The organism is Enterococcus sp. DIV1096b (assembly GCF_050498765.1).
GTDB lineage: Bacteria > Bacillota > Bacilli > Lactobacillales > Enterococcaceae > Enterococcus_D > Enterococcus_D entomosocium.
Window position 1 is genome coordinate 494,117 of sequence record NZ_JBMHEK010000001.1, and the last position, 23,954, is coordinate 518,070.

Genomic DNA, 23,954 nt, shown 5'->3' on the forward strand with positions numbered 1-23,954 from the left:
TAAGGAGCGATGCATAGAGAAAAGAAGCAGCGAAAATATGTCGTTATTTTTCATTGGGAAAAGGGGTGCTTTTTTGCTGAAGGCCTTAGCAGCAGTCTCTTTATTTTTTTCTAAGAAAGGGCAGAATTAAAAGCTGTTTTTTCAATTTTTATAAAAACATGCTAGAATAGAGAAGAATTTAGGGAAAGAGAGGAACAACATGCTTACAACTGAAGATTTTGATTTTGACTTACCGGAAGAACTGATCGCTCAAACGCCATTAAGTGATCGCTCAAGTTCCCGTTTATTAGTGGTTGACCGCGAGACTGGCAAATTTGAGGACAAGCACTTCTATAACATCATTGATGAATTGGAACCAGGGGATGCCTTGGTGATGAATGATACGCGGGTATTACCAGCTCGTATCTATGGCGAAAAACAAGAAACAGGTGCCCATCTGGAAATCCTTTTACTGAACAATATTGAAGGGGATACGTGGGAAACCTTGATCAAGCCAGCCAAAAGAGCCAAAGTCGGCACGAAGATCACCTTCGGCGACGGACGATTAGAGGCAGTGGTGGAAGAAGAGCTCGATCACGGCGGCCGGATCATTCGTTTTCAATACAAAGGAATCTTTTTAGAGATTCTGGAATCGCTTGGCGAAATGCCGTTACCGCCTTACATCAAAGAACGGCTAGAAGACCCAGACCGCTATCAAACGGTTTATGCCAAAGAAAACGGCTCAGCGGCCGCACCAACTGCCGGCTTGCATTTTACCCCAGAATTGCTAGAGCAGATTGCAGCGAAAGGCGTCAAGCTGGTTTATCTGACTTTGCACGTTGGTTTAGGAACGTTTCGTCCAGTCAGTGTCGATAATATCGCTGATCATGAGATGCACAGCGAATTTTACCGTTTGACAGAAGAAGCTGCCGCACAATTGAACGAGGTTCGGGCAAATGGTGGCAAGATCGTTGCAGTCGGAACGACTTCGATCCGTACATTAGAAACCATTGGGACCAAGTTTGATGGGCAAATCAAAGCCGATAGTGGGTGGACGAGTATTTTTATCACGCCAGGCTATCAGTTTAAAATCGTGGAAGCTTTTTCTACCAACTTCCACCTACCAAAATCAACCTTAGTGATGTTAGTCAGTGCCTTTGCAGGACGCGACCTAACACTTTCTGCCTACCAGCATGCCATCGATGAGCGATATCGCTTCTTTAGCTTTGGCGATGCGATGTTCTTAAAATAAACAAAAAAACTGAGCGACGTAAGCGGCTCTTTAAGTTGAATCAATTTCTCAACTTTTAGAACTGCTTTTTTTGTCGCCCAGCTTACTACTAGAGGAAGGTATAAGTGGTGGTCGCTTTTTGTGGTCCATGCAAAGCAATGTTTCTCGAAAATTTGTTTTCATTTACAAACTTACACATGTTTCGTGTATTCCGATACAAAATGAGACGTATCATTTTTCGATATGGAAATGTTCGATCCTTGTTACGTTTTTCTTCTTGTTACTTTACACGTTTGGTACTAGGTGAAACTTGTACGTTCAACAACTTTTAGTAGATTGAGTTTGCGATATTTACGAAAACCACCAACAGAGTTGCTACCTTCCTTACACTTATACTATAACACGAAACGGAAGCGTTTGCAAAAGAAAACGATTCTTTTCTTCAAAAAAAAAGACCGGCGAACCGATCTTTTAAGCAAGTGCTCGTTTAGGCAGATTGTCATAGAATGCTGCTTTGGTTGCACTGATGTATGGCGTCAACCATAAGTAGCCAATTCCTGCTGTCATGATGGCCAAAATGTGCCAGCCGATGAAGCTCAGATCAAGGATGAACAGTTGACCTTTGTAGCCTTTCATTAAATGACGGCTACCTGTGATGCAGCTGAGAAAATCTGGCCGCATGCCCGTTTCTTCATAGGTATCATAAAAGACAAAATATGCTTGAGAATAAGAATAAGCTTTAATGATCCCAGGAATGATAAACAGGAACGTCCACAACGTCGTGAAAATAGTCGACAGAATATAGATGACGATGATCCCTAACACGAAAGCGCCACTGAAGCCGCGAAAGACATCAGAAAAAGGCTGGATCGATTGCTTCTTACCGCGTAAAATGTCAAGGAAAGTCCAAGAGATCCCAGCACCGAATAAGGCAGAAAATAGACCGCTGATCAAACCGCCACCACTGCCGCTGCCACTTCCTCCTGCGGAATTGACTGCGTCAGTGGAACCAAGATCATTAAACATACCGCTTTGATACAATGGAATAACAGCAAGAACGATAATGACGAGTGCGATAGCGATCGAGATCAAAGTCGGTACAATACACATCAAAACACTGTCTTTCCAGCGGCCTCTCAGGATTGCTTTTGCTTCTGCTTTTAGTTCTCTATTTGATTTCATTTCAAAAAACCTCCCTTCAATATAAATAACATGATAGCAAACTTTCGCTAAATCTTCAAAAAAAAGTAATAGATGTTTCGCATAACTAGGAGAAAATACTCTTAGTTTCTTTAAACTTCCTTGCAAAATGTAAGGGCAACCCTTATCATAGATAGCGTTGCACAGTTAATTGAGTTTAGAGAGAAAGTAGGGAAATGAATGACGGAACCAGCCATTCGTTATCGTCTGATAAAGAAAGAAAAGCATACCGGTGCCCGTTTAGGCGAACTGATCACGCCTCACGGAACCTTTCCAACGCCAATGTTCATGCCAGTCGGCACATTAGCAACGGTTAAAACCCTTGCCCCTGAAGAGTTGAAAGAAATGGGTGCAGGCGTCATTTTAAGCAATACCTATCACTTGTGGTTGCGTCCAGGAGAAGACATTGTTGCAGAAGCAGGCGGCTTACATAAATTTATGAATTGGGATCAACCGATCTTAACAGATTCAGGTGGTTTCCAAGTCTTTTCATTAGCCGAAATGCGCAACATCGTCGAAGAAGGTGTCCATTTCAAAAACCATTTGAATGGGTCGAAAATGTTTTTATCTCCTGAAAAAGCGATTGATATCCAAAACAAATTAGGATCAGATATCATGATGAGTTTTGATGAGTGTCCGCCATTTGATGAAAGCTATGACTACGTCAAAAAATCGGTGGAACGGACGTCTCGCTGGGCAGAACGTGGCTTGAAAGCTCATGCCAATCCAGATCGTCAAGGCTTGTTTGGGATCATTCAAGGTGCAGGCTTTGACGACTTGCGCAAGCAAAGTGCCCAAGACTTGATTAGTATGGACTTCCCAGGGTATTCTATCGGCGGCCTGTCAGTTGGCGAACCAAAAGCGGAAATGAATCGCGTGTTGGAATTTACGACCCCTTGGATTCCAGAAAATAAACCACGTTACCTAATGGGCGTTGGGGCAGCCGACTCCTTGATCGATGGCGTGATTCGCGGTGTCGATATGTTCGACTGCGTTTTACCAACACGGATCGCAAGAAACGGTACCTGTATGACTTCAAAAGGTCGTTTAGTCGTGAAAAATGCGCAATATGCCCGTGACTTTCGACCAATTGACGAGAAGTGTGATTGCTATACATGTAAAAACTATTCTCGTGCGTACATCCGCCACTTGATCAAATGTGATGAAACCTTTGGTATGCGTTTGACGTCTTACCACAATGTCTACTTCTTATTGAATCTGATGAAAAATGTCCGTCAAGCCATCATGGACGACAACTTGTTGGAGTTCCGTGAGCATTTTATTGAAGAGTATGGGTTCAACAAGGAAAATGCGAGGAATTTCTAACATTCTCTACTAAAATGGTGGGAATAATAGAGGAATTCTGATAAAGTATCTTATAGAAAGAAAATAAATCGAGGTGAAAAAAATGGCACAATCTTTACCAATGCTCTTTATGCTGGTTGCTTTAGTGGCAATGTGGTTCTTTATGAGTCGTTCACAAAAGAAACAACAGCAAGAGCGTAAAAATCTTTTAGAAAATATGAAAGCTGGCGATGAAGTCGTAACCATCGGCGGACTCCACGGCGTTCTTTCTGAAGTCAACACAGAAAAAAGCACCGTGATCATCGACTGTGAAGGAATTTTCTTAGAGTTTGATCGTTCAGCGATCCGCACAGTGAAACCTGGAACTGTTGCATCCGTTGAGACACAAATCGAACCAGCTGATGTCGAAGACGCAACGAGCATCCAAGACGAAACCAAAGAATAAGCACAAACGCACCGTCGCTTTCTCAGAAGCGATGGTGCGTTTTTTTAGTAGTCGGACAGTTTCTAAAATAAAACAAGCACCGCAGCAAAACAGAGATCGCTCGTTTTGCTGCAGTGTTTTGATTGCCTTCGCTACTCGATCGGAATCAGTTTCTTTGACGCTTGTTTGCCTTGATCTTTTGGCAACGTCAATTTCAAAATTCCTTCAGCGTAAGAGGCTTTGATTTCATCCTCTTTGACGTTTTCTAACAGGTATTGTCGCCGAACGCTTGTCAAGCTGCGCTCGCTGCGAACCAGACGTCCTTTTTCATCTTCGGTCGCATGATCCGTCTGGTGTTGTCCCGTAATCGTTAAAACCCCATTCTCATAGGTTACTTGAATATTTTCCTTAGGGATGCCAGGCAGTTCTGCTTCAACGAGAAATTCCTTGTCATTCTCGTGAATATCGGTTTTGATCAGGTTCGATGGAAACCCATCAAAAAAACTGCGGCCAAAATCTTCAAAGAAATCAAAAGGTGTCATACTGTATGAATCTGAGCGGCGTGGCACAATCTCATGTGTCATAAGAATCATCCTTTCTTTATTCTTTTGTTTTTACACTTTTTATTTTATTCATTTTTTAGCGAATTTCAAGTGATTTACTCGCTTTAAAAAAATCTTAAAAAACCTTTTATACCAACGTTTTACTCCTTGATTTTGGCGTTTTTTTACATTGCTTTGTTTCCATTTCTGCCTTCATTTCTCCTGCTTTTTTCGCGTGACAGTATATACTTAATGATATATACTAAAAGCGAAGTGGAGGAGGAAAAACATGGCACGTTATAGAAAACGAATGCTTGTTGCTTTGATCTATGCATTGTTGTCGTCGATTGCTTTAAATCTCTTTTGGCTGCCGGGAAATATTTATGCGAGTGGGATCACTGGTTTGTCGCAATTGTTGTCGCAGCTTTTAGACGAGCAGTTGAATCTGCAGCTTTCGATCCCGCTTTTGGTGCTTTTTTTTAATGCGCCATTGTTAGCGGTTGCTTGGGTCAAAATCGATCGAGAATTTACCATCATGACGGTTTGTACCGTCGTCCTGTCTTCTGTTATGATGAAGGTGGTACCGGTCATTGCTTTAACGACCGATCCGGTGATCTGTGCCGTGTTCGGCGGATTGCTGCACGGGGTGTCGGTGGGCTTGACATTGAACGACGATTTTTCAACGGGTGGGCTTGATATTTTAGGGATTTTAGTGAAAAAAGCCACTGGTAGAAGTATCGGCAGTTTCTTTATCGGCTTCAATGTCAGTTTGCAGCTAGCAGCCGGGCTGATCTTTGGCTGGCCCTATGCTTTTTATAGTGCCATTTCCTTCTTCATCAGTGGGCGGATGGTCGACTACGTCAACCTGAAACAGCGGCGTGTGCAGCTGCTGGTCGTTACAGAAAAAGCAGAACCCGTCATTACGACGTTGCAATGTGCTTTGCAGCGAGGCATCACGGTCATCAACGATGTCGAAGGTGGATTTGATCATCAACAGAAAAAACTATTATTACTGGTTATTTCCCATAGAGAACTCAAGACCGTCGAAGGCATGATCCAAGGAATCGATGAACAAGCGTTTGTCAGTGTTTCTTCTGGCGTCAGTGCCAATCGATCGTTTTATGAATGGTAGCAAAGTGAAAGAAAGTAGGAGAGACGTTGAAAAAACAAGCAGTATTTCAAGAAGTTGCCCAGCAGATTGCGCAACGGGTTCATGAAGGTACGTACGTGACGAGCCAAAAGCTTCCTTCCGATTATGATTTAGCAGAGGAATTTCAGTGCAGCCGTTTAACGGTGCGCAAAGCCATCGATCTATTGATTGGCCAGAATTTGTTAGTGAAAGAAAAAGGCAAAGGAACCTATGTCATGAAACAGCCCAAGATCCAAAGCGGCTCTGGCGGGCTCCAAAGTTTTACTGAAACTGCAAAGATCCAAGGGAAAAAGACCCGTACGGAAGTTTTGCATATCGAAACCGTCAAAGAGCTCCCGATAGAGATTGGGCAGCTGTTTGGCGATTATGGCAAGGAACCGATCGTTTATTTGGTGCGCTTGCGTTACTTTGATGATGAGCCGATGACGGTGGAAAATCTTTACGTACTGAAACGCTATCTGCAAGAAGACACCGCAGAACTCACGAAAGCTCAATTAGAGTCGTCTTTGTATCAAGTCATTGAAGCCAACATCGAGATTGGTTATTCCCATCAAGAGGTGGAAGCTGTGAAAAGTCCTGCCGATATTGCGAAACTTTTGCAGGTGCCTCAAGAGGAACCGATGCTTTTGGTCCATTCGATGACCTATTCCGCATCAGCCAAACCGATCTTATACGATACATCCTATTACCGAGCAGACAAATATACCTTCAAAAATACATTAGTGCGTCAAAAATAAAATCAATCCTTTAGAGGTGAAGACAATGGATCCACTCACAGCAAGTATTGAAGCCAATTGGTCAGAATTTCTCACACTTTTGGACGAAGTGATGCAGATCGCAAGCGTCAAAGGTGAGCCGGGGCCCCATGCGCCTTATGGCAAGGGACCACGAGAAGTGTTAGCATACATCATGGAAAAAAGCGTAGCATACGGGTTTCAAACAACGGTCATTGATGATGCGATCGGCTATGCCCATTGGGGACCAACGGATACCGACTATATCGGTGTGTTAGGACACTTGGATGTCGTCTCGGCAGGTTCTGGCTGGAGCTACCCACCCTTTGCACTAACTGAAAAAGACGGCAACTTTTATGGCCGAGGGATCTTAGATAACAAAGGCCCGATCATCAGCTGTTTGTTTGCCATGAAATTATTGAAAGACCTTGGTCATCAACCGCAATTACCGCTGCGGATCATTTTCGGTACAGATGAAGAAAGCGGCATGTCGGATATCCCGCATTATCTAGCGGTTGAGCAGCCACCGCGTTTTGGTTTTACGCCAGACTGCAAGTATCCAGTGGTTTACGGCGAACGAGGTGTCGTCAATGTGCAACTTGATTTTCCATTGCCCGCCCAAGAACAGCAGCTGTTAGCGGCGTTTTCTGGCGATCAATTCCGCGATCATGTACCAGACCACCTATCGGTAACCGTAGGCAGCCAGTCCTTTGAAGCACTAGGCAAACGTTCCCCTAGCAATGCCCCTGAGCTAGGGGACAATGCCATTACAAAGCTTGCCCAGCAAGCAGCACCGCAACTAGCAGCGACACCATCCTTGCAAGCAGCTTTGCAGTGGATCGCCCAAAGTTTTCACCAGCAGCACTATGGCGAAGGCATTGATTTGGTACTAGAAGATGCTGATTCAGGAAAGTTGATCTTGACCCCTGTGGTTCTCCAAAAATCCGCCAGTGGACTAGCGTTAGAAGTGGCCTTTCGCTATCCGGTATCGGTAACGGAGGAACAAGTACTCGCTGGGGTGCAAAAGGCATTGCCAAAAGGGGCAAGTCTTACGATCCTTCGCAGCATTCCGGGGTTCTGCCGATCAAAAGATGCCCCCGAAATCCAAACGCTATCGACGATCTATCACCAAGTAACGGGCAATGATCCAACCCCCGTGACGACTACAGGAGCAACCTACGCCCGCAAAATGCCAAACATCCTTGCTTTTGGTCCGTCTTTTCCAGGGCAAAAAGGGATCGCTCATAACCAAGATGAGTACATGGCGGTTGCCGATCTGCGGATGAATCTTGAAATTTATTTGCGCAGTTTACAAGCACTGACAAAATAAGCGAAGACACGAACGAAGAAGAGTTTTTCCATTTTTTTTGAGAAACTCTTTTTTAGTATAGACATAGTAGTATATACCGTATAGAATATACTTGAAAGCGCTATGAAAAATGGAGGGATATTTATGTGGGGAATGATTGCTACATGGCGGATGGCACACGATGGCGTGCTCGCTGCTAAAGCACTATTAGAGCAACAAGGCTCCTGCCAAGATGCAGTAGAAACAGCCATTAAAGCAGTGGAAGATTATCCATTTTATAAATCGGTGGGGTATGGCGGGCTGCCCAACGAAGAAGGCGTGTTGGAAATGGACGCTGCCTTCATGGATGGTGATACCTTCAAAATTGGTGCCGTCGCTGGGATCGTCGATGTGGAAAATCCTATTTCCGTGGCACGCCGCCTAAGTGAGGAAAAATTCAATAGTTTTCGAATCGGCCAAGGAGCGGTCGCTTATGCGCTTGCCGAAGGATTCCAGCCCAAAGAGATGCTGACACCGCGAGCCAAAACCATTTGGGAAAAGCGCAAAGCAGAGATCGCTGCCAACAACCTCGATCCCTATGACGGCCACGATACAGTGGGAGTAGTTGCGCTGGATGAACACCAAAGCATGGCAGCAGGAACCTCTAGTTCTGGTTTATTTATGAAAAAAAGCGGTCGTGTTGGCGATTCACCTTTGTCTGGATCTGGTTTTTATGTGGATAGTGAAATCGGCGGTGCCGCTGCCACAGGGTTAGGGGAAGACTTGATGAAAGGCTGCCTTTCCTACGAAATCGTTCGTTTGATGGGAGAAGGGCTAGCACCGCAAGAAGCATGTGATCAAGCCGTTTACGACTTTGAAGCGCGATTGAAGAAGCGCTACGGCAAAGCCGGCGCCTTCTCGCTGATCGCCTTAGATAAACAGGGTCGCTGGGGGGTGGCAACCAATGTAGAATTTACCTTTAGTGTCGCAACCACCAATCAAGCGCCTGCTATTTTTATGGCAACACCAGGACCTCAGCAGACAACCGTGATCGAACCCATCACGCAAGAATGGTTGGAGGCTTATGAAAAACGAATCAAAGCGCCGGTCTAACAACCGCGATTGAGAAAAACAAACATTGGAGGAATGGATATGGCAACGAAAAAAATCTATTTGTTTTGTGAAGCTGGAATGTCAACGAGTATCATGGTCAATAAAATGATGGAAGTCGTCAAAAAGCACAACATGCCTTTGACGATCGAAGCATTCCCTGCGATCCACGCAGAAGAAAAAGTCGAACAAGAAAAACCAGTCGCTATTTTGTTAGGTCCACAAGTACGACACTTAGATAGCAAAATGAAAGCAACTTTCGAGCCAATGGGGATTCCAGTCGGCACGATCGCGACAGAAGCATACGGCATGATGGATGGCGAACGAGCATTGAAAGATGCCTTGAGCTTGATCAAAAAAGCCAAAGCAAAGTAATAAAAGTGTTGGAGTAACAGGGGACTACGTGTTATCTGCCAGATAGCACGCAGATGGGAGGAAGAAAAATGCAGAAATTTTTAAACTGGTTAGAAAAAGTGTTAACACCGATGGCAAAGACGATTGGTGAAAACAAATACTTGATTGCGATTCGCGATGGTTTCTTATTATCCACACCGTTGTTGATCGTGGGTTCACTCTTTTTAGTCTTGACCAATTTTCCGATTCCAAATTGGAACGAGATGATGAGCGGTTTGCTGGGAGACAACTGGGCAACGATGTTGAATATGCCAGCAACAGCCAGCTTTGACATTATGACGATTTTAGCCGTTGGTGGGATCGGGTATAGTTTGGCAAAACAGTTTAAAGTTGATGCCATGCAAGCAGCCATTATTTCACTCGTTTCTTTTTTTATCGTGACACCATTTACGACCGTTTTCACACCAGAAGGCTCTACGGAAGTATATGAAGTTGGCAGCCTGCCATTACGATGGATGGGTTCTAGCGGTTTGTTCTTAGGGATGGTCGTTGCCTTGATTTCCACCAGAATGTTCGTTGCGTTATTACGCAAAGGGTGGACGATCAAAATGCCTGACGGTGTTCCCCCAACCGTGGTGAAATCCTTTGAGGCATTGATTCCCAGCTTTGTGATCGTGACGGTTTTTATGATCGCCAACTGGTTAGCCAACTTGACGTCTTATGGCAATCTGCAAGAGATCCTCTTTAAGTTCTTACAGACACCGTTGTTAAGTTTAGGAAATACTTTAGGTGCCATGATCATAGCCTACCTATTTTTGCATTTTTTCTGGTTCTTTGGGATCAATGGTTCCAGTGTGGTCGGCGCTGTCTTCAACCCTATCTTACGGGCATTATCTATTGAAAACTTAGATGCTTTTAAGAATGGCGCAGAAATTCCTAACATCATCACCGGTCAATTTCAAGACATGTTCGCGACCTTTGGCGGGGGCGGTTCGACATTGTCTTTGATTTTAGTCATGATCTTAGTCTGTAAAAGCCAAAGGGTCAAAAAACTATCACAGTTATCGTTGATACCAGGTATCTTTGGGATCAATGAACCAATCATCTTTGGGTTACCGATCGTCTTGAATCCAGTTCTGCTGATTCCTTTTGCTTTAGTGCCAACGATCAATATTATTATCTCTTACTTCTGTATGGATCTTGGGTTAGTCAACTATACCAATGGAATTCAACTGCCCTGGACCACGCCGCCGATTATTTCTGGTTTCTTAGTCAGTGGTTGGCAAGCGTCTGTTTTACAAGTCTTGTTGATCCTCTTAGGAATGGCTATTTATTATCCGTTTATCAAAGTCTTAGATAATCAATATCTAAAAGAAGAAGCGGATGCCGTTGAACAAGAAGAAGAGGAAATCAATTTTGACGATTTCGATTTTGATGATCTATAAGAAAAGAGGCGCCGCTCATGAAAAAAATAATTTTGATTCTCAATCATGTCACTGCAGGGATGGGAAGTGATGAAAATGCTCAGTTGCCGCCAAGCGGCAAAAAAGCTGCCCTTGGTCCAGGTCGAACCTTGAATCCACTTTTTCAAGAGCAAGACGCACAAATCGTTGCAACGCTTTATTGTGGTGACCAATATTATCACGAGCATCAAGAAGAAGTGAATAAAAAATTTGTGGGGTTTGCCAAAAAATTTGAAGCAGATGCCGTTCTTTGCGGACCTGCGATGCATTATCCTAATTTTGGCGAAATGGCAGCAGGATTGACGAAAGTATTCAATGCGCAAGGAATTCCAGGGGCTGCAGCGATGTCAGAGGAAAACCCAGCAGTGGCAATCTATGCCAAAGACATCTATATTTTGAAGATGCCGAAAAAAGGCGGGATTGGATTGAATGATTCCTACAAAAAGATGGCGCACGTTGTTTCCCAGCTTGCCCACGGGAAGCCTCTAACAGAAGTAGACCAAGAGGATTTGTTTTAAAGAGAAAGACGATCAGCGTTGGCTGGTCGTTTTTTTGTGTGAATCAAGCCAAACATGTTCGATGTAAGACATAAATCGACTAAGCCTGTTGATGATTTTTTTTTATTTACGTAGAATAGATACATGTTAGGAGGGATTCGATTGTACCATACCGCATTTGGAGTATATGGAATTTTGTTTCAAGGTAATTGCTTAGCCGTCATCAAAAAGAAGGCGGGACCTTATCAAAACCGCTATGATTTGCCGGGCGGCAGCATGGAAGCAGGTGAGTTGCTGGAAGACACACTGTGCCGAGAATTTAAAGAAGAAACCGTCATAACCGTTACTAGCTATCATCAATTAGGGGCAATTAATTTTCTTTACCCCTGGCACTATCAAGGAACATCTATGAATAATCACATCTGTGTCTTTTATGAGATTCAAACAACCGTTGGAAGTCTTGAGAAGAATGTTCCTCAATTTACAGGCCAAGATTCATTGGGAGCAGTTTTTTTCCCCATCGAGCAGCTAAATGAACAAAATGCATCACCTCTTGTAATAAAAGCTTGTGAGGTGTTTAAACAGAAGGCATTTACGGCAAGAAGCCAACGCCTAATGAAATGGGATGTATTAGAGGACCCTTCTTATGAATAATCCTTTCAGATCATATGACGTTTGACAGAAAAAGTGAAAAGAGCAGATGATCATATTTAGTAGGGATAAGGTGTTTTCGTAAATCCCTCCATTGTTCAACTTAGCACATGACATTTTTCTTAATAAAAACCGAAACTTTTGTCCACTTCTTTTCCTTAAAAGCTCTTGAAAACGCTTAATTTAAAGGGAGTTTAATAAAACTGTGAAAAAAATCACAAAAACTATTTACAAACGAAAAAAGATGTTGTATGATCTGTATGTGAAGTAGTTAACAAACAAAACATGTTTAAAAACTAGGAGGACATACAATGGCTAAGACATTGGAAAAAGAAGTGACAATCGACGTACAAGCAATGATCGACGATTTAGCAACGAAGGCAAATGTGGCGTTAAAAGAAATGGAAAGCTTTGATCAAGAAAAAGTGGACCACATTGTTCATGAAATGGCAATGGCAGCATTAGACAAACACATGCCTTTAGCTAAAATGGCAGTAGAAGAAACTGGCCGTGGTATCTATGAAGATAAAGCGATCAAAAACATGTACGCTTCAGAATATATTTGGAACAGTATCAAACATGACAAAACAGTCGGCGTGATCAATGAAGACAAACAAAAAGGCTTGATCGAAATCGCTGAACCAGTTGGTGTCGTTTGTGGGGTAACACCAACAACCAACCCAACATCTACAACGATCTTTAAAGCAATGATCGCTTTGAAAACACGTAACCCGATCGTTTTTGCTTTCCACCCATCTGCACAAAAATGTTCAGCAGAAGCTGCACGTATCGTTCGTGATGCGGCCATCGCTGCTGGGGCACCTGAAAACTGTGTGCAATGGATCGAACATCCATCAATCGAAGCGACTGGCTTATTGATGAACCACCCAGGAATTGCGATCGTATTAGCAACTGGTGGCGCTGGCATGGTCAAAGCAGCATACTCAACTGGTAAACCTGCATTAGGTGTTGGACCAGGGAACGTACCTGCCTATATCGAAAAAACAGCGAAAGTGAAACGAGCAGTCAATGACTTGATCGTATCAAAAACCTTTGATAACGGAATGATCTGTGCCTCTGAACAAGCAGTGATCGTTGATAAAGAAGTCTATGCCTCTGTGAAAGCAGAATTTGAAGCACATCAAGTATATGTTGTAAAAGCAAAAGAATTACAAAAACTTGAAGATGCCGTGATGAACGAAGGAAAATATGCCGTAAATCCAGCAATCGTTGGACATTCAGCAATGGAAATCGCGAAATTAGCAGGCATCAACGTACCAGAAGGAACAAAATTATTGATCGCTGAACTTGACGGTGTCGGTGCTGATTACCCACTATCAAGAGAAAAACTTTCTCCAGTTTTAGCAATGATCAAAGCAAACAACACAGAAGACGCGTTCGAAAAATGTGAAGCAATGCTTGATTTAGGCGGATTAGGCCATACAGCGGTGATCCACACTGAAAACGAAGACTTGCAATTAGCCTTCGGCCTACGCATGAAAGCTTGCCGTATCTTAGTTAACACACCATCTGCAGAAGGTGGTATCGGAAATATCTACAACGAAATGATTCCATCATTGACACTTGGTTGTGGTTCATACGGGAAAAACTCTGTATCACGAAATGTTTCTGCCGTGAACTTGATCAACGTGAAAACTGTAGCGAAACGGAGAAATAATATGCAATGGTTTAAATTGCCACCAAAAATCTTCTTTGAAAAGAACTCTCTAATGTACTTGGAGAAAATGGAAAACGTTGAACGTGTCATGATCGTTTGTGACCCTGGTATGGTTCAATTCGGCTATTGCGATACGGTCCGTGAAGTACTTGCTCGTCGTAAAAATGACGTGAAAATCGAAGTCTTCTCTGATGTAGAACCAAACCCATCAACAAACACCGTTTACGCTGGAACAAAAATGATGGTTGATTTCAAACCAGATACAGTGATCGCTCTTGGTGGTGGATCAGCAATGGATGCTGCCAAAGGCATGTGGATGTTCTATGAGCACCCAGATACTTCATTCTTCGGCGCGAAACAAAAATTCTTAGATATCCGTAAACGGACCTACAAGATCGACAAACCAGAAAAAACGCAATTCGTTTGTATCCCAACAACGTCTGGTACTGGTTCTGAAGTAACCCCATTTGCGGTTATCACTGACAGTGAAACACACGTGAAGTACCCATTAGCTGATTACGCATTGACACCAGATGTTGCAATCGTTGACCCTCAATTCGTAATGTCAGTACCTGCTTCTGTTACAGCAGACACTGGAATGGACGTTTTGACTCATGCGATCGAATCTTATGTGTCAGTAATGGCATCTGATTACACTCGTGGATTGAGCTTACAAGCAATCAAGTTAGTCTTTGACTACTTAGAAAAATCAGTGAAAACACCTGATATGGAATCTCGCGAAAAAATGCATAATGCTTCAACAATGGCAGGTATGGCCTTCGCCAATGCATTCCTAGGTATTTGTCACTCAGTAGCCCACAAAATCGGTGGTGAATATGGTATTCCTCACGGACGTACAAATGCGATTCTTTTACCGCACATCATCCGTTACAATGCCAAAGACCCGCAAAAACATGCAATGTTCCCTAAATATGATTTCTTCCGTGCCGATACAGATTACGCAGACATTGCGAAATTCTTAGGCCTTAAAGGCAAAACAACGGCTGAATTGGTTGAAGCATTGGCAACAGCTGTTTACGAATTAGGACAATCTGTGGGTATCGACATGAGCTTGAAGGCGCAAGGCGTCACTCAACAAACACTAGATACAACAGTCGATCGCATGGCTGAATTGGCTTACGAAGACCAATGTACAACAGCAAATCCAAAAGAACCACTAATCTCTGAATTGAAACAAATCATCGTTGATGCCTATAACGGCTAAACAATGAATCAAGAACACCCTGCGGTATCTTAGCTGCCGCAGGGTGTTCTTTTGTCGTTTCATTTTTTTTGAGAAAGCAAGCTGGCAGTTGCCGCTTCCTTGCCCAGATCAGTTAAGAATGCGAAAAACAGCAATCGAACAGGGGGGGATCATAAAAAAGGAGTGGATGTCTCCACTCCGTAAAAGTCTCATTTTTTCAGGGTATCGCCAAGGCGGCTGCTTTTTTGCTCAAACAGATAGGCTCGTTACTTGCTGCCGTTTTTCTTCAAGCGTAGCATCTGGAAGCTTTGTTTTTCCAAGACGACACGCAAAATGCCGTCATTCAATTCCGCTGTTTTTCCATTGACGGGTACAACGTTGTTCGGGGTTGCTTCGGTATTGACGGCATGCAAGTCTGGGTGGTGCAACACTTGATGGGTAGCGATTTGCAATGAATCATATTGACGCAAGTCGCAAGTGAATTCGTTGGCATCCTGCAAATCCTTATTTACCAAGAAAAAGGTCAAATAGTCATCTTCGTTTTCGATCGCAATGGCATCCACATAAGAAGCTTTTCCGTGGCTGCTATCGAAATCAGCTCCTCGAAGGATGCTATGCAACACGTGACCGCGACCATAGTTGCTGATCATTTCATAGGGATAAAAAATCGTTTGTTTCCAAGCGGCAGTATCGGAAGTCATGATCGGTGCGATCACGTTGACCAGCTGTGCCATGCAGGCGATTTTAACGCGATCTGCGTGATGAAGCATCGTGATCATCATGCTTGCGACGAGTAACGCATCTTCAAAGTGATAGACGTCTTCTAATTGTGGTGGGTGTTGACTCCAAGGTTCAATTTTTTGATCCTGTTCATTTGAGTGATACCAGACGTTCCATTCGTCGAAGGAAATATTGATCGTCTTCTTGCTTCGGCGTTTGGCTTTCACCGCATCACAGATCGCTGCGACTTGACTGATGAACTGATCCATTGCGACATTGCTTGCTAGATAATCTTGGCTATCGCCGTTACGGTTGCCATAATATTGGTGCATGGAGATGTAGTCGACTTGGTCGTAACAATGACTTAATACTGTATCTTCCCACATGCCAAAGGTCGGCATCGTGAGAGAAGAACTACCACAAGCGACGGTTTCGATCGTTGGGTCCACCAGACGCATCGCTTTGCCAGCTTCTTCTGCGAGACGGCCGTATTCATCGGCTGTCTTATGTCCTTCTTGCCAAGGGCCGTCCATTTCATTGCCTAGACACCAAAGTTTGATGTCATGAGGATCGGCCACCCCATGGGTACGACGGAGATCACTATAATAGCTGCCGCCTTTTAAATTGGTGTATTCAATCAAGTTTTTCGCTGCTTCGATTCCTCGTGTCCCAAGATTGATCGCCATCATCGGTGCCGTATTGACTTCTTTGGTCCAATCCATAAATTCGTTTAAGCCGAACTGATTGCTCTCGATCACCCGCCAGGCCAAATCGATTTTTGCTGGCCGTTGCTCTTTAGGTCCGACGCTATCTTCCCATTTATACCCAGAGACGAAGTTGCCTCCTGGGTAACGGACGATCGGCACATTCAACTGCTTGATCAAGGTAACGACATCTTGACGAAAGCCTTGCTCATCGGCAAAAGGACTTTCTGGTTGATAGATCCCTTCGTACACACAGCGCCCTAAGTGCTCCACAAAAGAGCCGTAGATCCGTTCGTCGACTGGTGCCAAAATAAAGTGTTTGTCTAAATACATCGTAGTTTTCTTCAATTTTGCAACCCCTCTCTTTTCTTTCATTGTAGCGATAGTCCATGAAAATAAACACTACATTCTGTCTTATTCTATTGACGTTTTGTCCGTTTTCTTTATACTAAAGGCAAGTAGGAAGGAGTGAGAAGTTGAACGTAACCTATTCAGGATTTCAAATGCACAATGCTGTTTCCGATCATATTTATCGACCCTCTGGCTTAAAGCATTATCTTTTCGTGTTGACGTTGTCTCCAATGGTTTTCACTTTTGAAGATGGTCATCAAGAAACTAGTGAAAAAGGTAGCTGCATTCTTTTTCCTCCAACCGTCTATCAAGATTATCGTGGCAAAGAAGATTTTTTTAATAGCTTTGTTGAGTTTCAAACGGATCAGGTGATCGAAGAAACCTATGCGATCCCTTGCAACCAACTGTTCCAGCCGAAAAACATTCAACAAATCAACAAATTGATCCAAAAGATCAATCATGAATCCTTGTTGCCGCAACGGCACACGGAAGAATTGATCGCGGCGTATATGACAAATCTATTGGTCTTACTTGAACGCAGTTTTGAAGAAAGCATCCCGCAACCACAACACGAACACTATCAACTGTTTCAAGCGATGCGGTTGAAAATGTTAGTCAATTGTGAGCAGCAATGGGATTTTTCCCAGTTTAGCCGAGAGCTTTCCATCGGTAAAAGCCAATTCTATAAGCTCTATCAACAGTTTTTTCATACAACGCCCAAAGAAGATTTATTGCAAGCTCGGTTTCAAAAGTTTTTTTATTTACGCAGCAACGAAACACTAACGATTCGAGAGGCGGCGTTTCAATCTGGGTTCCAAAATATCAACCATTTTAATCGGCTCTTTGCGAAGCGCTATGGCTGTGCACCGACAAAGTACCAACAGGAGCAATAGGCAGGTCTGATCGGTAAAAACGCTGAAAAAAATCCGACGAATTCTTGACGGATGCAAGAGAAAACGGGACAATGTCATTAGGAGGTGGCGTATGGATACAGAAACGATCGTAAGCGAACTTTCTAAACGTTCAAGCGAATTGGAAGCGCTACAAAGGGAATTGGGTCAAAGCCAATTAATGAATAATGAAGCAGCACAAACGTTCATTTTTGACTTAAAGGATTATTTAGATAGCTTAAAGCTCGTAACGGATTTAGTACCGTCAGCGGCAACTACAACAGTGGAAGTTGACCAGTTGTCGTACGTCTTAGGTGAACAAAATCAAAGCATCCAGCAGCTGCTGGTCATTTTGGAAGAAGCCGAAGCAAACGACGACCAGCGCTTTTTTGGCAAAAGTGCGGGAGAGGTGCGGCGGATGATTGGCAGTCTGACTGGGATTTTGGAACTAAACGGTCTGTTGCTGCAAGACAATCGTGGTTTTCAGCAAGTCGTGAAGGAAACTGGACCGCTTCAGGTGACTGAGACAAAGGAAGTCCCTGAGAAAAAAGGGTTTCTCCAAAAGCTTTTCGGGAAATAAGCACTGATCGTCAATCAAAACATGAATCACTTGTACCAAAAAAAAAACGGCGCTTCACAATGCGTGAAGAACCGTTTTGTGGTACAAGTATTTTTTTGCTCTTTGCCAATAGAAACGTAGAGATCAGAAGGTACCGACGCTGAAACCTTAGACTGAAATCGAACTTCTGGGGGGGGCATTCTTCAATCCCGTAAATCAGAAAGGTGTTTTCGGTAGCTTTTCTACTAGCATTTGCCAATAATTTTTTGCTAGTAGTTAAGCTGAATAGTTTTTCTCTGATTCCCTTTGCTCATTGTTATTTTGTCCGCTGTGATAGTGACATCAAAGGGTGGGATCTGATCAGAAAAGGCATTGCCTAAACACGCAACGAGCCATTCCTGTTGTCCGGCGAGAACGGTTTTGCTTACTTGAGGGATGACTGTTCGACTATAAAGTAGATTCGTGTTGGGTTCTGGCATCAAGAGGGTACCCTCTTGATGCGTCGCGAAGGTTTTGATACCAACACAGCCAACCGAGCTTTGATAAAAGGTGCCTTCTTTGCTAGAAAACGCAGTACCATCAGCCGGTGCTGCAAAGCTGCCATTGACCAGTTGCAACCTTCGATCCGTTTGAATCCGATGGTAACGCAGATGCCAAGGATACATCGGAATCACAAAGGTTTCGATGATGACCTGTTCGTAGGGACGCCAGCGACTATAGACGTAGTCATCTTCAATCGCAAAGGCTTCATAACCAAAAGCCGTTTTAAAATCCGTCTGCCCTTCTGAGATCGCCAATGTATTATCATAAGCACCTTGTTTCAATAAAACGGTTGCTTTCGGTACGCTAAACCCAAACGTTGTCGAATAGACAAACTTTTCGTATTTGGCATTGCCGTGAGCATGTTCGTGGGAATGCTGCCCCACCGTGAAAGCTTGCAATTCTGTGCCTTCTTGGTTATGCACCAAGAGCATCCGACTATGAAGATTGCGCACCTGTGTGGCAAAGGTTGGCACCTGCTCCTCAAGCGTCCAAAATTCAGCATCCGCTGGGATTGCCAATACACAGAAATTTTTGAAAGCCCAATAAGGCGATCCTGGTGCGTTATAGCCTTCAGCCATATTTAGGTTGGGGTAGGCATAGCCAATACTTAAAAAGCCTTCTTGCGTAAAGATTGGTTGGCGAAACCAGTAACGCATGTTTTGTAACAGTAAATATTTTCCTTCATTTTTTGTGAAGCCTTCATATTCTATATCGGCGAAAGCACCGACGGCAAAGAAACTTGATTGCGCAAACCGATACGTTAGACTACGGCCAAAAGGTAATGCCGCACCGGTTTTTGTGAACCACTGCTTAAAGGATTGAGCAAACGTAGCGGCTCTTTGACGGTAGTTAAACTGATAAGGGCATTGGGAACGACAGGTAAGAACACTGTAAAGGAGTCCGTAGTATTGCATCCCAAAAGGAATATAATAGTCGATTTGATTTTCATAGCCATCAAAATACCAGCCGTCTGCTAAGTAATACCTCTCGATCTCTTCTTGATCAGCCAAAAGGGTGGTTTCTACAAAAGGCAATGCTGCCATTTCAAAGAAGGTATTGACTAAAATCCGAAAGAAGAGCCAATTGGTTTTAGGGATCGTGTGCTGATTGATCTGGTTGAGCCAATCAAAGAGATTCGTTTGCTCTCTTGGTGTGAGGCGATCCCAAAAGATCGGTTTGGTAAAAATCAAATAGCTAGCAAGGGCACCCATTTCCACAAACAATTGGTCATAGTCATGCAATTTTCCCCAGTACTCCTGAGAGGTCGGGGTGGTGCCTGCAACGATCCCGGCATTGGCTTGTTGAAAAAGTTTTGGGAAACGAAGACACGCTTCTTCTTGGCTGAACAATGGGCCCAATCCCCAGAGTGTCCGTAAAAAGCCTTCGATGTCACTCTTTTCCTGAGTGTACACCGCTCCTGAATTTCCTAGGTGGACCCTCCCGGGAGTTCCTTGTTGTGCCATACATTCGTATATGGGAGTGACCAGATCAACAAGGGCCTCTTCTAGATCGGTTTTGGTTCGAAGAGGGTTCTTACTTAATGCTTCTTGGAAGTTTCTCATGCAAACAGCTCCTTTTAGTTGTTATTTTACTTTATTTAGTAAAATAAAGAAATGGAAACTGTTGCATTTCTCGGTTTTAAGTAAAAAAATAGTAAAAAATCGCTGGAAACAGTTACATTTTTTTGTCGACATCGCTATAATGGAGAAAATACGAGAGGAGCTACATGCAATGACCCAGATTTCCTTAACGATTTATGACCAAAAGCATCAAGTAAAACAAGGCAAACGAGCACCTGAAAGTGAATCTACCCTTCTGCAAGCGACGGCGGAAGACTTTGTCACGTTGGCATCCCAAGAGTGTTGTTACGAGGACGGAGATAAAATCGTTGTTTCGCTCTCACGCAGCGGACAATTTGTGTGGGTCACACTCGATGAAACGCTGGCGACTACTTTGGTGTACATCAAAGGCAACGAGTGGATCTACCCCGTAAATCTTAGTAAAAATGCCAAAGAAGCTGCGCCAGAAGGCCGTTTTGCTGGGAAAAGTCACTATTTGAGTGTGCGGGTAGCAACAAAAGAAGAACTAGCGGCTTACCGCAACGTCGCCTTAAACCCTCATGATCAAAAAGAATTCTTGGGTGCCTATCCGCATGCCCATGCCAATGTTGAAACAAGAGATGATGCGACGTTTTTCGCTTGTAACGCTATTGATGGCATTTTTGCCAATACGTCTCATGGCAATTATCCCTATGGCTCATGGGGGATCAATCAACAAGCAGATGCCGCTTTGACGATCGACTTTGGTCATGAGGTCAGCATCGACCAATGTGCGCTTACGTTACGGGCGGATTTTCCCCATGATAGCTATTGGCAACAAGTCACGTTGGCGTTTTCCGATGGGAGTCAAGAAATCTTGCATACGGTCAAAAGCAGCCAGCCTCAACGGTTTTCTTTCCAGCCGCGAACGGTCACTTGGGTAAAATTGCATGAACTGATCCAAAATGACGATCCCTCACCATTTCCAGCGTTGACCCAAATCGAAGTCTTCGGACGCTCTATTCAGGAGGAAAACGCGTGAATCCAGCAGAGGTAAAAGAAGAAATTTTACAGGCGGCACAGGCTTATCTTGACACTGGTGAGATTCCCTATTTGCCTTATCAAGGCTATCAAGAGTATCTCGAATCGGGGAATCGTGTTGTCTTCGAATCCCATTATTTTGCCCGCCGACGGATGTTGGTGGTTTTAGGACTTGCTTATGAAATGGAGCGTAAGGCAGCGATCAAAGTGCTGCTGGAGCAAGTGATTTGGGAAATCTGCAATGAATATACATGGTGTCTGCCAGCGCATCTGCCGATTGTCGATGGCCAGTTTTCTTCGCAAGCGCGCCACACAGTCGATCTTTTTGCAGCTGAAACTGGGCAATCCTTAGCGGAATTGTTGATGCTGATTGGGGGAGACCTTTCACCAGTCATCACAGAACGAGTGTTGTATGAGATCGATCAACGGCTTTTTTTACCCTTCGAGGAGCAAACCTGGGAGTGGGAGACAAAAGAGAACAATTGGTCCGCGGTCATTGGTGGCTGTCTTGGAATGACGGCGCTCTATGTATTGCCGAAAAAAAGTGAGCGACAATTGCGGATGATCAAACGATTGGATACCGCAATGCAAAGCTATCTTAACAGCTTTGGCGAAGATGGTGCTTGTGTAGAAGGTGTTGGATACTGGGCGTATGGGTTTGGTTATTTTCTGTATTATGCGCAATTGTTAGCAGAAGTATTGCAAGAAGACACCTACCTAAAGCAGCCTAAAATCAGAAAAATTGCCGCTTTTCCTTATTACACGATGATTTCTCCAGGGCATTACATTCCTTTTTCTGATTATTCGGCGATCGAACTGCCTAGTGGTTTGGTCAGTTATTGCTACGAGCATTTGGGCGTGGCGGTTCCCCAATTATCGGGGGTCAGTCCGTTAGATTTTGATCCTTGCTACCGGTTTGCCCATAGCTATCGAAATTTGTATTGGCATAACGAAGCGATCACACGAGAAACGAATGCCTCGTTTCATCACTATTTTGAACAAGCGCAGTGGTTCATGGCAAAAGATGTGCAGCAGGATCTCTTTTTTGCTGCCAAAGGGGGGAGCAATCAAGAAAGCCACAATCATCTCGATGTCGGTCATTTTGTCTTAGGAACGACGGAGGAGTTGTTTCTGACGGACCTTGGTGCAGGGGAATACACGAAAGAGTATTTTGATGACAACACGCGCTATCACTACTTTCCCGCAGCCGCAATCAGTCATTCGCTGCCGATCATCAATCAGCATACCCAACGCGCAACAGCCGAGGAAGCAACGGTGCTGCAGGTCAATGACCAGCAATTTGACTTAGACCTCAGTGCGTTCTATCCGAAAGCAGCGGTTACTGAATGCCAGCGGCGCTTCATTGTCTCGCAACAACAAGTAACGATCGAAGACCATTTTGTCTTTGCCGAGCACCAACCAAAGAATCTAGTGGTAGAAAACTTCATCACGAACATACCACCAATGGTGCAAAATAAGACCGTTCAACTAATGACAAAAAAAGCACGCTGTGTTCTTCGTTTTACCAGTGATAAGATCCAAATACAGCCAGTCACTTATCAAGACCACCATGGTGTACAGGCACAAGTGTATTTGATCCAAGCCGAATACGCGCTTGAGCAGACAGGGGAAATCAAAACGACCATTAAAATAAAAAAAGGGTGAGAAGGATGCGGTGCTTCCTTGCAATGACGTTGATCAATGCAAGAAGACACCGCAGCTTCTCACCCTTCTTTTGGTTTTGCGGTAGATTGACGAATCACCAGCTGGGTACTTAAAAAGATTCGTCTGGCGATCCCAGGATTTTCGATGCGGTTATAGAGTAGCTCTAACCCCGTTTCACCCATCTCTTCAGTAAATGCTTGGACCGAAGAAAGGGGTGGAGAGACATAACGTGACACCGAAATATCGTTGATGCCCATAACACTGATGTCTTCAGGAATCTTGATTCCATGAGCCGTTAGCGTATGAATGACCCCGATCGCAAAGGCATCATTGGCTGCCAAAATCGCAGTCGGCAAGTGATCCTGCCACAAAGCCAATGCCTGCTCCGTTAATTCTTCCCCCGTTTGGACATCCAAACGACTATTTTCTTTCACGATGAAATAATCCTCATCAAACAGCTGATAATGCTGCATCATATCGACATAGGTGTTGACCGTTGGCGTTTTGTACCGCCGATACCCATACATATTTTGACTTTCCTCGGCGCCGATAAAGGCGATTTTTTGATGACCAAGTCCCATCAAGTGAGAAAGAGCCAACTCGGTTGCTTGCGTAAAATCGGTATTGACAGAATCGTAGTCATCCAGCGGAAAGTTACTGCCGATCACACAGAGGTTGGGGTGTAGCTCATGGAGCTTCTTGACCCGCTCTTCTGTAAACTTGCCGATCGCCAGTAAGCCGTCGACGGACTGGATCACTGACTCATCAAGGTTGGAGATTTTTAACAGATCACAACCCAGTTCGGCGGCGCGTTTTTCCACACCTAAACGAATCGACATATAGTAAATGTCTTCCAATTCTTCATCATCCATCCGCCACTGAACGATCCCGATCGATTTGTTGTGTTTTTTTGGTACATCCACTGGTAGTTCACGCTGCTTTTGCTTGTTTTTGTATTTCGTATAATTTAGTTTTTCAGCTGCCTCGAAAATCTTTCGTTTGGTTTCTTCGGTCACTGAAAGACTAGGATCGTAGTTCAGAACCCGTGATACGGTTGATATTGATACCTCAGCTATGGTCGCTATGTCGGTAATCGTAGCCATAGAATCCCTCCTCCAATGCTTCTCCTCTTC

At 44.0% G+C, this 23,954-nt stretch carries 21 protein-coding genes; 16 read left to right on the plus strand and 5 right to left on the minus strand.

Annotated features, from left to right (window positions below):
* Positions 1–199: 199 nt before the first annotated feature.
* Complete coding sequence (gene queA / locus IGJ17_RS02305; RefSeq protein WP_008376077.1) at positions 200–1,231, plus strand: tRNA preQ1(34) S-adenosylmethionine ribosyltransferase-isomerase QueA; 1,032 nt, start codon at positions 200–202, stop codon at positions 1,229–1,231.
* A 450-nt stretch (positions 1,232–1,681) separates the two neighbouring features.
* Here queA and IGJ17_RS02310 read toward each other — a convergent pair whose 3' ends face one another.
* Positions 1,682–2,392 carry a DUF975 family protein gene (locus IGJ17_RS02310; protein WP_005227331.1) on the minus strand — a complete coding sequence of 237 codons (711 nt, stop codon included), beginning with the start codon at positions 2,390–2,392 and terminating at the stop codon, positions 1,682–1,684.
* 198 nt (positions 2,393–2,590) lie between these two features.
* Here IGJ17_RS02310 and tgt point away from each other — a divergent pair, with 198 nt between their 5' ends.
* Both tgt and yajC read left to right on the plus strand, forming a co-directional pair.
* Positions 2,591–3,736, plus strand: a complete 1,146-nt coding sequence (gene tgt / locus IGJ17_RS02315; protein WP_429947017.1) for a tRNA guanosine(34) transglycosylase Tgt — start codon at positions 2,591–2,593, stop codon at positions 3,734–3,736.
* 82 nt (positions 3,737–3,818) lie between these two features.
* Positions 3,819–4,160: a preprotein translocase subunit YajC gene (gene yajC, locus IGJ17_RS02320; RefSeq protein WP_005232170.1), complete on the plus strand. Its 342-nt coding sequence runs from the start codon at positions 3,819–3,821 to the stop codon at positions 4,158–4,160.
* A 131-nt stretch (positions 4,161–4,291) separates the two neighbouring features.
* Here the strand turns inward: yajC and IGJ17_RS02325 are convergent, their stop codons facing one another.
* Complete coding sequence (locus IGJ17_RS02325) at positions 4,292–4,723, minus strand: Hsp20/alpha crystallin family protein (RefSeq protein WP_005227339.1); 432 nt, start codon at positions 4,721–4,723, stop codon at positions 4,292–4,294.
* Between the two features lie 247 nt (positions 4,724–4,970).
* Here IGJ17_RS02325 and IGJ17_RS02330 point away from each other — a divergent pair, with 247 nt between their 5' ends.
* The 9 genes from IGJ17_RS02330 to adhE all read left to right on the plus strand — a co-directional run bounded on the left by IGJ17_RS02330 (position 4,971) and on the right by adhE (position 14,831).
* A complete protein-coding gene (locus tag IGJ17_RS02330) occupies positions 4,971–5,813 on the plus strand; it encodes a YitT family protein (RefSeq protein WP_005227341.1) in 843 nt (280 codons plus the stop codon).
* Positions 5,814–5,839: 26 nt separating this feature from the next.
* Positions 5,840–6,568 carry a GntR family transcriptional regulator, LSA1692 subfamily gene (locus IGJ17_RS02335; protein ID WP_429947018.1) on the plus strand — a complete coding sequence of 243 codons (729 nt, stop codon included), beginning with the start codon at positions 5,840–5,842 and terminating at the stop codon, positions 6,566–6,568.
* 25 nt (positions 6,569–6,593) lie between these two features.
* Entirely contained in the window at positions 6,594–7,895 is a 1,302-nt protein-coding gene (locus tag IGJ17_RS02340; protein ID WP_429961052.1) for a Sapep family Mn(2+)-dependent dipeptidase, read from the plus strand.
* Between the two features lie 123 nt (positions 7,896–8,018).
* Positions 8,019–8,966, plus strand: coding sequence for a N(4)-(beta-N-acetylglucosaminyl)-L-asparaginase (locus IGJ17_RS02345; protein ID WP_429947020.1), 948 nt, complete (start codon positions 8,019–8,021; stop codon positions 8,964–8,966).
* A 39-nt stretch (positions 8,967–9,005) separates the two neighbouring features.
* The gene (locus IGJ17_RS02350; RefSeq protein WP_005227348.1) at positions 9,006–9,338 is read left to right on the plus strand and encodes a PTS sugar transporter subunit IIB; all 333 of its coding nucleotides are present in this window, start codon (positions 9,006–9,008) and stop codon (positions 9,336–9,338) included.
* 68 nt (positions 9,339–9,406) lie between these two features.
* Positions 9,407–10,762 carry a PTS cellobiose transporter subunit IIC gene (celB, locus tag IGJ17_RS02355; protein ID WP_008376054.1) on the plus strand — a complete coding sequence of 452 codons (1,356 nt, stop codon included), beginning with the start codon at positions 9,407–9,409 and terminating at the stop codon, positions 10,760–10,762.
* A gap of 17 nt (positions 10,763–10,779) precedes the next feature.
* The gene (locus tag IGJ17_RS02360; RefSeq protein WP_008376052.1) at positions 10,780–11,298 is read left to right on the plus strand and encodes a GrdB-related putative oxidoreductase; all 519 of its coding nucleotides are present in this window, start codon (positions 10,780–10,782) and stop codon (positions 11,296–11,298) included.
* Between the two features lie 141 nt (positions 11,299–11,439).
* Entirely contained in the window at positions 11,440–11,931 is a 492-nt protein-coding gene (locus IGJ17_RS02365; protein WP_052533141.1) for an NUDIX hydrolase, read from the plus strand.
* A 308-nt stretch (positions 11,932–12,239) separates the two neighbouring features.
* Positions 12,240–14,831, plus strand: a complete 2,592-nt coding sequence (adhE, locus tag IGJ17_RS02370) for a bifunctional acetaldehyde-CoA/alcohol dehydrogenase (protein WP_010748754.1) — start codon at positions 12,240–12,242, stop codon at positions 14,829–14,831.
* Positions 14,832–15,076: 245 nt separating this feature from the next.
* On the opposite strand, the gene IGJ17_RS02375 is transcribed toward adhE, so the two are convergent.
* Positions 15,077–16,609 (minus strand): alpha-N-arabinofuranosidase, encoded by a 1,533-nt coding sequence (locus IGJ17_RS02375; RefSeq protein ID WP_429947021.1) that lies wholly within the window; start codon positions 16,607–16,609, stop codon positions 15,077–15,079.
* A 101-nt stretch (positions 16,610–16,710) separates the two neighbouring features.
* Between IGJ17_RS02375 and IGJ17_RS02380 the strand changes: the two genes are divergently transcribed.
* Both IGJ17_RS02380 and IGJ17_RS02385 read left to right on the plus strand, forming a co-directional pair.
* Positions 16,711–17,478 (plus strand): AraC family transcriptional regulator, encoded by a 768-nt coding sequence (locus IGJ17_RS02380; RefSeq protein WP_034878082.1) that lies wholly within the window; start codon positions 16,711–16,713, stop codon positions 17,476–17,478.
* 91 nt (positions 17,479–17,569) lie between these two features.
* The gene (locus IGJ17_RS02385; protein ID WP_429947022.1) at positions 17,570–18,055 is read left to right on the plus strand and encodes a hypothetical protein; all 486 of its coding nucleotides are present in this window, start codon (positions 17,570–17,572) and stop codon (positions 18,053–18,055) included.
* Positions 18,056–18,303: 248 nt separating this feature from the next.
* On the opposite strand, the gene IGJ17_RS02390 is transcribed toward IGJ17_RS02385, so the two are convergent.
* Positions 18,304–20,139: a DUF2264 domain-containing protein gene (locus IGJ17_RS02390; RefSeq protein ID WP_429947023.1), complete on the minus strand. Its 1,836-nt coding sequence runs from the start codon at positions 20,137–20,139 to the stop codon at positions 18,304–18,306.
* A 169-nt stretch (positions 20,140–20,308) separates the two neighbouring features.
* Here IGJ17_RS02390 and IGJ17_RS02395 point away from each other — a divergent pair, with 169 nt between their 5' ends.
* Both IGJ17_RS02395 and IGJ17_RS02400 read left to right on the plus strand, forming a co-directional pair.
* Entirely contained in the window at positions 20,309–21,157 is an 849-nt protein-coding gene (locus IGJ17_RS02395; protein ID WP_034878078.1) for a hypothetical protein, read from the plus strand.
* Entirely contained in the window at positions 21,154–22,821 is a 1,668-nt protein-coding gene (locus IGJ17_RS02400) for a heparinase II/III family protein (protein WP_275626404.1), read from the plus strand. Before IGJ17_RS02395 ends, IGJ17_RS02400 begins: the two co-directional genes overlap by 4 nt.
* Positions 22,822–22,880: 59 nt before the next feature.
* Here the strand turns inward: IGJ17_RS02400 and IGJ17_RS02405 are convergent, their stop codons facing one another.
* Complete coding sequence (locus IGJ17_RS02405) at positions 22,881–23,924, minus strand: LacI family DNA-binding transcriptional regulator (protein ID WP_275626403.1); 1,044 nt, start codon at positions 23,922–23,924, stop codon at positions 22,881–22,883.
* Positions 23,925–23,954: the final 30 nt, after the last annotated feature.

Coding starts and splice junctions, on each gene's coding strand:
- queA (WP_008376077.1), top strand. CDS start 200: ATGCTTACAACTGAAGATTTTGATTTTGACTTACCGGAAGAACTGATC.
- IGJ17_RS02310 (WP_005227331.1), bottom strand. CDS start 2,392: ATGAAATCAAATAGAGAACTAAAAGCAGAAGCAAAAGCAATCCTGAGA.
- tgt (WP_429947017.1), top strand. CDS start 2,591: ATGACGGAACCAGCCATTCGTTATCGTCTGATAAAGAAAGAAAAGCAT.
- yajC (WP_005232170.1), top strand. CDS start 3,819: ATGGCACAATCTTTACCAATGCTCTTTATGCTGGTTGCTTTAGTGGCA.
- IGJ17_RS02325 (WP_005227339.1), bottom strand. CDS start 4,723: ATGACACATGAGATTGTGCCACGCCGCTCAGATTCATACAGTATGACA.
- IGJ17_RS02330 (WP_005227341.1), top strand. CDS start 4,971: ATGGCACGTTATAGAAAACGAATGCTTGTTGCTTTGATCTATGCATTG.
- IGJ17_RS02340 (WP_429961052.1), top strand. CDS start 6,594: ATGGATCCACTCACAGCAAGTATTGAAGCCAATTGGTCAGAATTTCTC.
- IGJ17_RS02345 (WP_429947020.1), top strand. CDS start 8,019: ATGTGGGGAATGATTGCTACATGGCGGATGGCACACGATGGCGTGCTC.
- IGJ17_RS02350 (WP_005227348.1), top strand. CDS start 9,006: ATGGCAACGAAAAAAATCTATTTGTTTTGTGAAGCTGGAATGTCAACG.
- celB (WP_008376054.1), top strand. CDS start 9,407: ATGCAGAAATTTTTAAACTGGTTAGAAAAAGTGTTAACACCGATGGCA.
- IGJ17_RS02360 (WP_008376052.1), top strand. CDS start 10,780: ATGAAAAAAATAATTTTGATTCTCAATCATGTCACTGCAGGGATGGGA.
- adhE (WP_010748754.1), top strand. CDS start 12,240: ATGGCTAAGACATTGGAAAAAGAAGTGACAATCGACGTACAAGCAATG.
- IGJ17_RS02375 (WP_429947021.1), bottom strand. CDS start 16,609: ATGAAAGAAAAGAGAGGGGTTGCAAAATTGAAGAAAACTACGATGTAT.
- IGJ17_RS02385 (WP_429947022.1), top strand. CDS start 17,570: ATGGATACAGAAACGATCGTAAGCGAACTTTCTAAACGTTCAAGCGAA.
- IGJ17_RS02390 (WP_429947023.1), bottom strand. CDS start 20,139: ATGAGAAACTTCCAAGAAGCATTAAGTAAGAACCCTCTTCGAACCAAA.
- IGJ17_RS02395 (WP_034878078.1), top strand. CDS start 20,309: ATGACCCAGATTTCCTTAACGATTTATGACCAAAAGCATCAAGTAAAA.
- IGJ17_RS02405 (WP_275626403.1), bottom strand. CDS start 23,924: ATGGCTACGATTACCGACATAGCGACCATAGCTGAGGTATCAATATCA.